The sequence below is a fragment of the Proteus sp. Marseille-Q3619 genome, assembly GCF_965283115.1.
This window is the reverse complement of the sequence record NZ_CBDIMP010000001.1, coordinates 3,459,332-3,472,355: the sequence shown is the minus strand read 5'-3', so window position 1 is coordinate 3,472,355 and position 13,024 is coordinate 3,459,332. Positions and strand designations below refer to the sequence as shown.

General features: G+C 39.1%; 10 protein-coding genes. 5 read left to right on the top strand and 5 right to left on the bottom strand.

Annotated features, from left to right (window positions below):
- The first annotated feature begins 226 nt into the window (after positions 1-226).
- Entirely contained in the window at positions 227-1,807 is a 1,581-nt protein-coding gene (locus ACWPWK_RS15960) for a TerC family protein (RefSeq protein WP_109373472.1), read from the top strand.
- Positions 1,808-1,954: 147 nt separating this feature from the next.
- On the opposite strand, the gene dcuC is transcribed toward ACWPWK_RS15960, so the two are convergent.
- The 5 genes from dcuC to apbC all read right to left on the bottom strand — a co-directional run bounded on the left by dcuC (position 1,955) and on the right by apbC (position 8,198).
- Complete coding sequence (dcuC, locus tag ACWPWK_RS15955) at positions 1,955-3,316, bottom strand: anaerobic C4-dicarboxylate transporter DcuC (RefSeq protein ID WP_109373471.1); 1,362 nt, start codon at positions 3,314-3,316, stop codon at positions 1,955-1,957.
- A gap of 275 nt (positions 3,317-3,591) precedes the next feature.
- Positions 3,592-5,529: an outer membrane assembly protein AsmA gene (asmA, locus tag ACWPWK_RS15950; protein WP_109373470.1), complete on the bottom strand. Its 1,938-nt coding sequence runs from the start codon at positions 5,527-5,529 to the stop codon at positions 3,592-3,594.
- A gap of 46 nt (positions 5,530-5,575) precedes the next feature.
- A complete protein-coding gene (dcd, locus tag ACWPWK_RS15945; protein WP_006537532.1) occupies positions 5,576-6,157 on the bottom strand; it encodes a dCTP deaminase in 582 nt (193 codons plus the stop codon).
- Positions 6,158-6,224: 67 nt separating this feature from the next.
- Positions 6,225-6,866: a uridine kinase gene (udk, locus tag ACWPWK_RS15940; protein ID WP_109373469.1), complete on the bottom strand. Its 642-nt coding sequence runs from the start codon at positions 6,864-6,866 to the stop codon at positions 6,225-6,227.
- A gap of 219 nt (positions 6,867-7,085) precedes the next feature.
- Positions 7,086-8,198, bottom strand: coding sequence for an iron-sulfur cluster carrier protein ApbC (gene apbC, locus ACWPWK_RS15935; protein WP_036912151.1), 1,113 nt, complete (start codon positions 8,196-8,198; stop codon positions 7,086-7,088).
- Between the two features lie 204 nt (positions 8,199-8,402).
- Here apbC and metG point away from each other — a divergent pair, with 204 nt between their 5' ends.
- The 4 genes from metG to cdd all read left to right on the top strand — a co-directional run bounded on the left by metG (position 8,403) and on the right by cdd (position 12,821).
- A complete protein-coding gene (gene metG / locus ACWPWK_RS15930) occupies positions 8,403-10,430 on the top strand; it encodes a methionine--tRNA ligase (protein WP_109373468.1) in 2,028 nt (675 codons plus the stop codon).
- A gap of 134 nt (positions 10,431-10,564) precedes the next feature.
- Positions 10,565-11,041, top strand: coding sequence for a CidA/LrgA family protein (locus ACWPWK_RS15925; protein WP_109373467.1), 477 nt, complete (start codon positions 10,565-10,567; stop codon positions 11,039-11,041).
- Positions 11,041-11,736 (top strand): CidB/LrgB family autolysis modulator, encoded by a 696-nt coding sequence (locus tag ACWPWK_RS15920; RefSeq protein WP_100159648.1) that lies wholly within the window; start codon positions 11,041-11,043, stop codon positions 11,734-11,736. Before ACWPWK_RS15925 ends, ACWPWK_RS15920 begins: the two co-directional genes overlap by 1 nt.
- A 200-nt stretch (positions 11,737-11,936) precedes the next feature.
- Positions 11,937-12,821, top strand: a complete 885-nt coding sequence (cdd, locus tag ACWPWK_RS15915; protein ID WP_109373466.1) for a cytidine deaminase — start codon at positions 11,937-11,939, stop codon at positions 12,819-12,821.
- Positions 12,822-13,024 lie beyond the last annotated feature (203 nt).

Here is a 13,024-nt window from a genome sequence, read left to right as displayed (position 1 = left end):
AAAATAAACCTGCCAGTATCAATGTACTGACAATTTGTTAACCTGATCACATAGTAACTCACTCTCTCACTTGGTGGTAGTTATTGATGTAATTGGTATCACAATCTTTTAGACAAAATGAAATTATTCCCCTGTTACTAATAATAATTTATTGAAAAATTCCTTCAAATTGCTCATTATTCTCAAGTCGGCATATGCCGTCTTTATAGAAGGTAAAACAAACTGTATGGAATGGATCTTAGATCCGACAATCTGGGTAGGACTCTCCACCTTAATTGTTCTCGAAATCGTACTTGGTATTGATAACCTTGTTTTCATTGCTATTCTGGCAGATAAACTCCCAGCAAAACTAAGAGATAAAGCACGTATAACAGGTTTATTGTGTGCCCTTGTTATGCGAATTGTGTTGTTATTTAGTCTCTCTTGGCTTATCACTCTGACAAAACCTCTTATTACACTGTTTGATCATCCTTTCAGTGCAAGAGACTTGATCATGCTTCTCGGAGGGATATTCTTGCTGTTCAAAGCCACAATGGAGCTTAATGAACGGCTAGAAGGTAAAGATCACAACGAAGGGAAACAACGCAAAACGACCAGCTTTTGGTCTGTCGTTGCACAAATTATCGTGCTGGATGCGGTATTCTCGCTTGACTCAGTGATAACCGCTGTGGGTATGGTTGATCATTTAGGTGTTATGATTGCGGCTGTTACTATTGCAATGTTCTTGATGATCCTTGCAAGTAAGCCTCTAACAAATTTCGTCAATAACCACCCAACTATTGTTATCTTGTGTTTAAGCTTCTTGCTGATGATTGGTTTTGCATTAGTTGCCGAAGGCTTTGGCTACGCCATTCCAAAAGGTTACCTATATGCAGCGATTGGCTTCTCTATCATGATAGAAGTCTTTAATCAGCTTGCACAATTTAACCGTCGCCGTTTCTTATCGGCTTCTCGCTCTTTGCGTGAACGTACAGCAGAAGCGGTTCTACGTATTATTAATGGTAAACCTGAATCTTCTGAATTAGATCCTCACACATCTGATTTAGTCTCCAGTTCAGAAGAAGTGTTTGATCCTCAAGAACGCCAAATGATTGTACGTGTGCTTGGTTTAAGCCAACGTAATGTTAACAGTATCATGACGTCTCGCCATGATGTTGAATACGTAGACTTAAATGCAACACAAGATGATATTCGCCAATTATTGGAAAAGGATCCTCACTCTCGCCTAGTGATCACCGATGAACAATCTGGTGATGAACCTGTCGGTGTTGTTAATGTTATTCAACTACTGAATCAACAGTTGCGTAATGAACCTCTAAACTTACGTTTATTGGTCACTCAACCTTTGATTTTCCCTGAAGGTTTATCTTTATTGCAAGCGTTAGAACAGTTCCGCAGTGCTCACACTCACTTCGCTTTTGTTGTAGATGAATTTGGTTCAGTAGAAGGGATCGTGACGCTGACTGACGTTATGGAAACTATTGCAGGTAACTTACCTGTCAGTTCTGAAGAAAACGATTCACGTCATGACTTGGTTCAAAACGAAGACGGTTCATGGACTGTAAACGGTTTTACACCACTTGAAGACTTAGTGCTTTATATTCCAATCAAACTGGATGAAAAACGTGAGTATGAAACCTTAGCAGGCTTATTAATGGAGCATTTACAACGTGTTCCAACTGTTGGTGAGAAAATCCTTATTGATGGCATTGAATTTGAGCCGTTAGAAGTGAACAACCATAGAATTAATAAAGTTCGAATTGTTGAACCTACACCAGAAGACGAAGAAAACGTTGACGAAGCGTAGTCCCTGTCAAATAGCAAAATATCCGCCTTTAAGGCGGATATTTTTTATCTGCATTTTATGTACCATAAAAAACGGGCTTTGTTTTCACACAAAGCCCGCCAATAAAATTTAAAATAATAATTTAATATTAATTCAATGAGTTAATAATTAACCTAATGTACTTGGTACAAGAATTTCAGTTGCAACAATAACAATAACCAGCCCTACTAATACGGGTACAGAAACACGCTTCATCACTTCAAAAGGTGAAATTTTTGCCATACCCGATACGGCAACGACAACACCAGAAACTGGTGATAATGTACGACCTAGGTTTGAAGCTTGTAACATTGGGATGGTTAAATAAGCTGGGTTAACACCCATATTGCTTGCTAAACGAGGAATTAACTCAACGAATGCATAGAATGGCGCATTACCAGAGCCTGTGGTCATTGCCGCTAACATGGTAATTAATACCAGTGCAATCATCATCACAATGGCACCTGAGCCTAATGACTGAGCACCTTCAATTAACGCATTGATAAAGCCAACGGTTGTTAAACCTTGAGCGAATACCCCAGCAGCGACTAATAACATCACAACTTGTGCAAATGCATCTGCCATACCACGGTAAGCCACTTCTAAGCCTTCAAAAACTTGTTTTGCGCTGAAACTACGAATAAATTCGATAACAGCCGCTAAAATCATACAGATAATAATAATGGCAACGATATGAAGTTCTGGTAACCATTTACCATCAAAAACGAGAACACCGATAATTGGCGTGAAAGGTAAAATTGCATAGAAACTTGGTGCGTGAGTTTTGATCTCATTCACGTCTAACATTTCTGTTTCGATATGCTCTTTACGGTCAAGATAACGCTGCCAGAAGAAGTGAGCGATACACATACCCATAATTGCAGCAATAGAGATAGGCAATGTGGTTTTAAATGCGAAATCAATCAGCGGCATTTGAGATGCTTCAGCAGCTAAAATAACATCACCTGATGTTGGCGCTAAGATAATAGAAGCTGGAGACGCACAGATTGCAGCAGCAGCTCCGCGGCTAATTCCCATATTCACCATAACAGGGAACAGCGTTGCCATTAATAACACACCTAAACCTGTTGCTGATGAAACAGCCAGTGACATCAAACATGCAACAATGTAAGCCGCAACCATCAGCAAATAAGGTGAGTTAATCATTTTTAGTGGGCGTGATGCTAATTTTACAACAACATCATTAGCGCCAATGTGCGTCATATAAGCAGCGAAACCACAAAGTATCATGATCATCATACCTAAATCGCCACCACGGCTCATTAGTAGATTTTTCACATACTCGACAATATCAATTAAGCCATAGCCTGTTGCAGTCGCACTCGCAGGTAAAACAGCCCTTCCCATAATTACGCTGATGATCAGTAATAACAGACCACCCGTCATTAAAACGCCTGTTGGTGAATAGCCTTTTACGATATAACGTCCAACACCTACGGCAACTAAGGCGCCGATAAGAATTTCAATCATTTATTTATCCTGTCTAAAATAGTCATTTATAAAATGAAGTTTTTTATTTTTATCATCATTTTTGCGTTTAGTGCGATTGACACACTCTGCCCAAAGGCAACGTTGCAGTGTATGACATATATCAAAAAAAACGACTATTTTTTTGCATGTATATAGCACGAATGCTTATTTTTCATTCAAAACATAAATTAAATGATAGATATAAGGCAAAAAGCACACGATTATCAAAATAGTGTGCTTTTATTAAGAATGTGATGAAGTTAAAAATCGTGAAACTAGATTTTCTTCAATAGTTGATTAAGTGCTTTTACTTCAGGGCTTTCAGCATCTTGTTTATTTAGCCAATTATCGATAGCTTGCTTGGCTTTTTGCTGTAATTGATCGCGCAATAATTTTTCAATATTAAGTTCATATTGAATCGCATCCCAATCACCATAGAGTCTTAATGGAATTTCAATTTTAGCCAATTGACGGATAAATTCGTTTTCTTTACCCCAACCTTTTTTGATATTAACAAATAACATCACATCAAGATTATGGCGTTGAAGATCCACTTTGCCCTGCCCTTTAATTTGATAAGCCTCTGCTTGAGCATCAAGTGAATTAACGGTTACTTTTCCTTTGGGTGCTAACTTAAATTGGGCAATCACATTATCTGCTTGGGTATAACTTTCGATATCTTCAGGGTAAATCACTTTATCCGTCGCTTGAGCGACTGATTGCTGAATAACCTGTGGTACATTTAATCCCTGCATTTTAAATTGGGTAACAGAGGTATTAAGTGTACCTTGCCAATAACGATAAAAAGCTTTTCGGTTATATCCCGTTCCTTCTAAATTCCCTTTTGCTGAAATTAATCCACTGAAATTTTCAGGTTGATTAAAGACACGCAATAGTGGCTCTAATGGAATATTGTTCATTGTGATATCCATGCTGATATGCGCTGGCACAATGCTTGTTGAAATAACCGTTGGCAGTGAAAAATCACCTTGAAGGATTTTTCCTGTTAAGGTTTGAATATTCAGTGAATTAGGGTTATTTAATGCATCAATTTTAAAATTGTTAATCTCTAAATCTTTATAGAGAAGCTTATTCAGGGCTAATTTCAGTGTAAACTCAATATCACCCCAACTCGTTAGATCATATTCTTTATTTTCAATGGTAACTGAAGTAATAACCGGTTTTGCCATAATGGTGGCATTCGGTGCTGGTGCCGCATGGGCTGTACTAAATAATGAAAATGAAGGAGGTATATGATTATCAGTCGTTGGCACTAATAACGCATTTTCTGATACTTTAGCCGTTGCTAATTCTGGCAATAAAGTATTTAAATTTAGCATTTCACTTTTTAAATCAACTTGATAGCGAGTAGCATCTGCAAATTCTGCACTGATATTACCTTGCAATTGACTATCATTAGCTGTGAGATTTAAGTTCTCAAGTGAAATTTTTCTTACGCCCTCATTTTGGATCGTAAAATCTGAAGTTAAACTTCCTGCAATTCCATTTTCAGGGATCTCAACTCCTGATAAAGCGTAATCTAACTGTGTGATCTTACCCGTAACTTGGTAAGGATAGCTGTTCATATCCACATCAGCAGCAACATTTAGCGTGATCTCACGACGGTCACGATTCACTTTCGTGCTCATCTCAAGACTAACTTGTTTTTTCTCGTCTGTTTTCAACGATAAATCAATATCACGTAAATTAAGTTGCTCACCGTCTTTCATTTGCCAAATAATTAAGCTGTCTGAAATTTTTACTTTGGCGATATTCAACTGCCAATTATTGGCTCTAGGTTCGACAACTGGGTGAGAAATATCTCGAGGAGTAGAAGGTGGTGATATTTTAGGAATGGCTTTACTTTCAGGTGTTTGGCGAACTACGGCACCTTTAAGCATGACTTCTTTTACTTCAAGTTGATGGGAAAGTAGCGGTAATAACTCAACATCAAGACGCATATTATCGGCAGTAATAAAAGGCATTTCAGCACCAGGTGCTGTCAATGACATTTTACCACTGATAATGCTTAACTTTGGCCACACATGCCAACGCATATCATCTTGTAATGTGAGTTTATAACCGCTTTGTTTTTCGACCCTTTCAACAAGGTATCCACGGAAATCATTCGGGTTAATGAGTAAAACTAACGCTGTTAAGCCTGCAAAAATAACCACAAGCAAGATAGCCAGTGTTGTCAAAAACCTTTTCATATAATTACCCGCTTAGTGAACATGATAATGATGATTATAAAGATAGTTAATCTTCACTAATCCGACTACCAACAGCACCTTGTTGATTTTTATATTTTGCATCTTGACGACGATTATAAGGTCTATCAGCAGAACCAGACATAGGTTCAAAGCTTAATGCACCAATAACCATACCTGGTCTTAATGCGAGAGGAAGTTTACCTGAATTAAAAAATTCTAATACGATTTGTCCATGCCAGCCGGGATCAATACGATGAGCGGTAACATGTACCATTAAACCTAAACGGGCTAATGATGAGCGTCCATCTAACCATCCAACAACATTATCAGGCAAAGTGACTGACTCAAGTGTCACCGCTAACGCTAATTCACCCGGATGTAAGAAAAATGCTTCACCTTCAGGTAACACAATTTCATCACTCATTACACGTTCTAGCGCAGCGTTCACTTCAGCCTTAGGGCCACTCAAATCAATATAAGCAGCAGTATGACCTTGGAAAACACGAAATTGATTTCCTAAGCAAACATCTGCTGTTGCGCCGTTAATTCGCTCGACGGGCGGGCGGGGTTCAATGACTAATTTACCTTCATCCAGCCACTGAATAATATCACGGTCGCATAATCGCATTTTATTTCCTTCTTCAAGTTAAACAGGCAGTTTCATCATGCATGAAAGCTGCCCACAAATGAACCTATTATTCGCAGAACTGCCCAATTTTTGCTTTCAGAATATCAATCGCAACGCGGTTTTTACCCCCTCTAGGTACAATAATATCGGCATATTGTTTAGAAGGTTCAATAAACTGGAAGAACATAGGACGAACGGTTTTATTATATTGTTCAATGACTGAGTCTAAGCTACGTCCACGTTCATTCACATCACGTTTAATTCTACGCATTAAGCAAATATCTAATGGCGTATCAACAAAGATAGAGAAATCCATCTCTTCACGCAGGCGTTTATCTGTTAATAACAAGATGCCTTCAATGATAATAACTTTTTTAGGTTGAAAAGGAATGGATTCTGTTTTGCGAGTGTGAGCAACGTAGTCGTATTGAGGGAGTTCGATGGTTTTTCCTGCTTTTAGTTCACACAAATGCTGATATAAAAGTGCGTGATCCATCGAATTTGGGTGGTCATAATTGACCTTATATCGTTCTTCCATCGTTAAATCACTTTGGTCACGATAATAACAATCTTCTGGTATCACCCCGATATTATGATCACCTACTTGCGCTCTTAATTCGCGGTAAAGTGTACTTGCAATAAGACTTTTACCCGAAGCAGAAGCTCCAGCGATACCTACAATTGTGCACTGATGTGCTGTGTCAGCCATAATCAAAAACCTGGTTTGAAATAAAAAGAGGGATAACGTAATAATATGTAAATATTACGCTAGCGCAGATTATAGTTTTGAAATCACTCTGGTTCCAGCGTAAAACCAGAAATCTATTCGTTTTTTATCAAAAACAGTCGGAAATCGCATATAAAAAATGGAAAGCCAATGGCTCTCCATTTAAATCAGCAAATAACTCAACGTATTATTTTACTGTCATTACACTGCGCGGAAAGAAATTTCCGTTGGGATTGCATCGCCATCCCAATACATTTGAGCAGACACTGTTGACGCGATTTCGCGATAAATATCAGCAAACTCGCCTTCAGGATCACGCATCACTGTTGGTTGCCCACGGTCTAAGTCTTCACGTAAAGAGATATGAAGAGGAACTTGACCTAATAATTGGCAATGATATTTCTCTGCCAATTTCGCCGCACCACCAGTACCAAAGATAGGTTCAAGGTGACCACAGTTACTACAAATATGTGCGCTCATGTTTTCAATAATACCTAATACAGGTACATTGACTTTCTTAAACATGACGATCCCTTTCATTGCATCCACCAGCGCGATATCTTGTGGTGTTGTTACCACAACCGCAGCGGTTACAGGGATATTTTGAGATAAGGTTAATTGGATATCACCTGTTCCCGGCGGCATATCGATAACGAGATAATCCAAATCAGGCCACAGCGTATCTTGGAGCATTTGCATTAATGCTTTGCTCGCCATAGGACCACGCCATACCATTGCATTATCATCTGTAACTAGATAACCGATAGAGTTAGATGCTAAACCATAAGCCATAATCGGTGCCATATGTTGTCCATCAGGAGACGTTGGACGCTCCATTGTGGTACCCAACATATTCGGAATAGACGGCCCATAAATATCAGCATCAAGAATACCTACTTTAGCGCCTTCTTGTGCAAGAGCTAATGCAAGGTTAACTGCTGTACTTGATTTACCAACGCCACCTTTACCAGAGCTCACAGCAAGAATATTACGCACACCATTAACGCCTGGTAGATCATTTGCACGGCGTAAGGTTGAAATATTGTGCTTGAGTTTCCATTCAATGGCTTTTGCACCAGTGATGTTGCGAAGTTCAGCTGTTTTTTCTTCGATTAGGACTTGGAAAGGTTTTTTCCAAACAAATGGCATCACTAACTCGATATGAAGAACATCGTCAATCATCGCACATTGATGTAATGCTTTTAGAGAAAGCAGATTACGCTTCAATGTCGGGTGTTCAAAAGTAGACAAGACACCTGAAACTTTTTCGTTCAGAATCTCAGGGGTGGTCTGCTCGGGGGATTTATCACTCATCCCGGCTCCTCTCGTTTTCATTATTTATTAAATATATGAGTGCATCTATCATATCAGATAGTAGATGACTACGTTAATGCCTTACCTCAATTTGCCAACTGAAATTTCTCTTGCAAAAACTCGATTATTGCCCTAGCGACATCATGACGGATCGGTTAACATCAAAGTCCCTTTTATTAATTTTATGGAAGTAAGATCCTTACTATGTCTCACGTCGCGAATAAATTATTGGTAACCTGCGCGTTACCTTATGCTAACGGTTCAATTCATCTCGGTCATATCCTTGAGCACATTCAGGCTGATATCTGGGTCCGTTATCAACGAATGCGCGGCAAAGAAGTTCATTTCATCTGCGCTGATGACGCCCACGGCACGCCAATTATGCTGAAAGCTCAACAACTGGGTATTACACCAGAAGCCATGATTGAAGAAATGAGCAAAGAGCATCAGCAGGATTTTGCTGGCTTTAATATCAGTTACGACAATTATCACTCTACACACAGTGAAGAGAGTCGCCAATTATCGACTAAAATTTATCTTGCACTGAAAAAAAATGGTCACATCAAAAGCAAAACTATTTCTCAGCTTTATGATGAAGAAAAAGGCATGTTTTTGCCTGACCGCTTTGTAAAAGGCACTTGCCCTAAATGTAAAGCGCCAGACCAATATGGTGATAACTGTGAAGTTTGTGGCTCTACTTACAGCCCAACCGAATTAATCAACCCACGCTCTGTTGTATCAGGTTCAACGCCTGTTATGCGTGAAACTGAGCACTATTTCTTCGACTTACCTGCATTTAGCAATATGTTACAAGAGTGGATACGCTCTGGCGCTCTGCAAGAGCAAGTTGCAAATAAAATGCAAGAGTGGTTCGACAGCGGTTTACAACAGTGGGATATCACTCGTGACGCACCTTATTTTGGATTTGAAATCCCAGATGCACCGGGTAAATATTTCTATGTATGGCTAGATGCACCAATCGGCTACATGAGTTCTTTCTTAAACTTATGTGAAAAACGTGGTGATTTAAGTTTTGATGAGTTTTGGAATAAAGACAGCAAAGCAGACCTTTATCACTTTATTGGTAAAGATATCGTCTATTTCCACAGCTTATTCTGGCCAGCCATGTTAGAAGGCAGCGAATACCGCAAGCCAACCAACCTGTTTGTTCACGGTTATGTCACTGTAAATGGCGCGAAGATGTCAAAATCTCGTGGCACCTTTATTACAGCGCGTGCTTATCTTGATCATTTTGATGCAGATTGCCTACGCTATTACTATGCAGCAAAACTTTCCTCACGCATTGATGATATTGACCTAAACTTAGAAGACTTTGTTCAACGTGTTAACAGCGATATTGTTAATAAAGTCGTTAACCTTGCATCACGTACAGCAGGTTTTATCAGCAAGCGTTTTGATGGCAAATTAGCAGATTCTTTAGATGATGCTAAGCTTTATCAACACTTTGTTGATATGAAAGAAACTATCGCACAGTCATTTGAAAATCGTGAATTTGGTAAAGCAGTTCGTGAAATCATGGCATTAGCGGATGAAGCCAACCGCTATATTGATGAAAAAGCGCCGTGGGTTGTAGCAAAACAAGAAGGTCAAGATGCACAGCTACAAGCTATCTGTACAATGGGTATTAACTTATTCCGCGTACTGATGACATATCTGAAACCTGTTTTACCTTCATTAACAGAACGTTCAGAAGCCTTTTTGCAAACCGAATTAACATGGGATGCGCTTGCACAACCACTTTTAGGTACAGAAATCACCAAATTCAAAGCACTGTTTAACCGTATTGAAATGGATAAAGCCAATGCAATGGTTGAAGCATCTAAAAGCACCATTGCACCTGTAAAAGAAGTCACAGGACCATTAGCAGATTCACCAATTCAAGAAACGATTAAGTTTGATGATTTTGCGAAAATTGATATGCGTATCGCTGAAATTAAACAAGCTGATTTTGTTGAAGGATCAGATAAGTTACTGAAGCTAATTTTGGACTTAGGTGGTGAGACTCGCCAAGTCTTTTCTGGCATTCGTACAGCATACCCAGATCCGAAAGTGTTGGAAGGTCGTTTAACGGTAATGGTGGCAAACTTAGCACCTCGTAAAATGCGTTTTGGTATTTCAGAAGGCATGGTAATGGCGGCAGGACCTGGCGATAAAGATATCTTCTTACTTAGCCCAGATTCTGGTGCAAAACCGGGTCAGCAAGTGAAATAACAACCAAGATTCATTTGCCAAATCAATAAATGGCGGGGTTCTATAAGAGCCCCGCTCTTTTTTTATTGTGATCCGTAGCACACTTTCAAAATCGGTGTATGATAAATCTGTTAGTTGATTTGGGACACTTACTTATGAAATCTAAACGGGCACGATTGCAGATTACACTTTGGCATTATCTACGATCTTTTTTGGTACTTTATCTTTGTCTCTTTGCGGGTAATCTTATTTCAGCCCTTCTACCCTTCGCGGTTCCAGGCAGCATTGTTGGCTTACTTATTCTCTTCGGTTTACTTGCTTTCCAGCTTATCCCTTTGCGCTGGGTTAAACCGGGTGCCAATATCCTCTTAAAAAATATGACATTACTCTTTATTCCTATCGGAGTGGCAGTAATGAATTATTATGACTTATTAAGTCAGCAACTTTTCCCTATTGTTTTAGCAAGTGTGGTAAGTACCTTTGGTGTTATGGCATTAGTCGCTTATTGCTCACACTATGTTCACCGTGAGCGCATTATCGTGGGTGCAAAACCTGACATAGTTGAGGACGTTGTAGAAAAAACGCAACAGAAAGACGACGATACAGCGTTAAGTGAGAAGAAAAAATGTTAATGTTAATGAATATTTGGTGGTCACTTCCTTTAACCATAATTGTCTTTTATTTATCACGTAAACTTGCTGCTCGTTATAAATTGCCTATATTGAACCCCTTGCTTATAGGTATTGCGGTTATTATTCCTATTTTATTAATCACTCATACACCTTATGAGCATTATTTTGCCGGTAGTCGTATTTTAAATGACTTATTGCAACCGGCTGTGGTTGCCTTAGCCATTCCACTTTATCAGCAATTACACCAAATTCGCGCACAGTGGAAATCGCTGATCAGTATTTGCTTTATCGGTAGTATTGCCGCAATGGTCAGTGGTACTGCGATTGCCTTATGGGCAGGAGCAACACCCGAAATTGCTGCATCAATTTTACCTAAATCAGTGACAACACCTATCGCAATGGCTGTCGCAGATTCCATCGGTGGTATTCCTGCAATCAGTGCTGCATGTGTTATTGCAGTAGGTATTTTAGGTGCCATTTTTGGTCACACACTCTTTAAAATACTGCGTATTCCTACTCACGCATCTCGTGGTTTAGCAATGGGAACCGTTTCTCACGCAGTGGGAACAGCAAGAGCGGCTGAAGTCGATTATATTGAAGGTGCTTATAGCTCACTGGCATTAATGACCTGTGGGATTATTACTTCCCTTACAGCGCCATTTATCTTCCCTATTATTTTGCATCTTTATAGTTGATACCTTTCTTATTCTCCATTCTTAAATCCTCGATTTAATTAAAGTTATTTCGGGGATTTTTACTATAAATTTGAGATACATCTCTCAATTAATGAATTTGTTGCAATTGTTTCATTGAAAATATGATTTTCATCACATATAAGAATGGGTAAAGATGCCTAGAATCTTATAATACAGAAAGATTAATGGGAGACTCATGTATGCATACTCGTTTTCAGGCAATTTGGTCAGATTTATCCCCTCAGTTACAACAAGCACTTGCTCCTTATCTTGAGCAGGATGAATTCCCTGCAATGTTTACGGCAGAACAGGTCAATGCCATAAAAACACAGTTACAATGTAATGATGATGCCTTAGCCCTAGCACTTTTACCAGTTGCCGCAGCTTGTGCTGTCGCGCCAATCTCTAATTTCAAAGTGGGTGCGATTGCTCGTGGCGAAAGTGGTAATATCTATTTCGGTGCCAATATGGAATTTGCTGGCGCACCGCTACAACAAACGGTTCATGCTGAACAAAGCGCCGTGACTCATGCATGGTTACGTGGTGAATCTCGCTTAATCTCAGTCACCGTTAACTATACACCTTGTGGTCATTGTCGCCAGTTTATGAACGAATTGAACAGTGGCACCCATATTCAAATTCAGTTGCCGGGTAGAAAAATGGCAACATTAGGCGATTATTTACCTGATAGCTTTGGCCCGAAAGATCTCAATATCACCTCTTTATTAATGGATAAAGTTAATCACGGTTACAAAATTGATAACCCTAGTGAATTAGCACAACAGGCACTACAAGCTGCCAATCGTAGCCATGCTCCTTATAGTGGATCGCACAGTGGTATTGCTGTTCAAATGAAAAATGGCAAAATTTTCCAAGGTAGCTACGCTGAAAATGCCGCATTTAACCCAAGTTTACCGCCATTACAAGCGGCATTAATTTTATTAAATATGGCAGGTGAGTGTGTGATGGATATTGGATCTGCTGTCTTAATTGAAAAAGCAGAGACAATTTTAACGCAATGGGATGCAACACAAGCAACATTAACTGCTTTAGGTTGCCGCCAAATGCAACGCATCACTTTGTAAAAAGTTTTAACTTATTCCTCTAAAAATCTCTCCTAAAAAAAGCATCAGCATGTAAATTTTGCTGATGCTTACCAGAAAAAGTTGTAACAACCGTATCTATCTCTCATTTCCAAGCATAAAAATCATAAAAAAATAACATAAGCTGTACATATTTTTATTATTTTGTAGGATCTACAATTGTCATGTGACTAACTGCCTTACAA

Excerpts from the sequence above, each read along its gene's own strand:
- ACWPWK_RS15960 (WP_109373472.1), top strand. The coding sequence starts at position 227 with ATGGAATGGATCTTAGATCCGACAATCTGGGTAGGACTCTCCACCTTA.
- dcuC (WP_109373471.1), bottom strand. The coding sequence starts at position 3,316 with ATGATTGAAATTCTTATCGGCGCCTTAGTTGCCGTAGGTGTTGGACGT.
- asmA (WP_109373470.1), bottom strand. The coding sequence starts at position 5,529 with ATGAAAAGGTTTTTGACAACACTGGCTATCTTGCTTGTGGTTATTTTT.
- dcd (WP_006537532.1), bottom strand. The coding sequence starts at position 6,157 with ATGCGATTATGCGACCGTGATATTATTCAGTGGCTGGATGAAGGTAAA.
- udk (WP_109373469.1), bottom strand. The coding sequence starts at position 6,866 with ATGGCTGACACAGCACATCAGTGCACAATTGTAGGTATCGCTGGAGCT.
- apbC (WP_036912151.1), bottom strand. The coding sequence starts at position 8,198 with ATGAGTGATAAATCCCCCGAGCAGACCACCCCTGAGATTCTGAACGAA.
- metG (WP_109373468.1), top strand. The coding sequence starts at position 8,403 with ATGTCTCACGTCGCGAATAAATTATTGGTAACCTGCGCGTTACCTTAT.
- ACWPWK_RS15925 (WP_109373467.1), top strand. The coding sequence starts at position 10,565 with ATGAAATCTAAACGGGCACGATTGCAGATTACACTTTGGCATTATCTA.
- ACWPWK_RS15920 (WP_100159648.1), top strand. The coding sequence starts at position 11,041 with ATGTTAATGAATATTTGGTGGTCACTTCCTTTAACCATAATTGTCTTT.
- cdd (WP_109373466.1), top strand. The coding sequence starts at position 11,937 with ATGCATACTCGTTTTCAGGCAATTTGGTCAGATTTATCCCCTCAGTTA.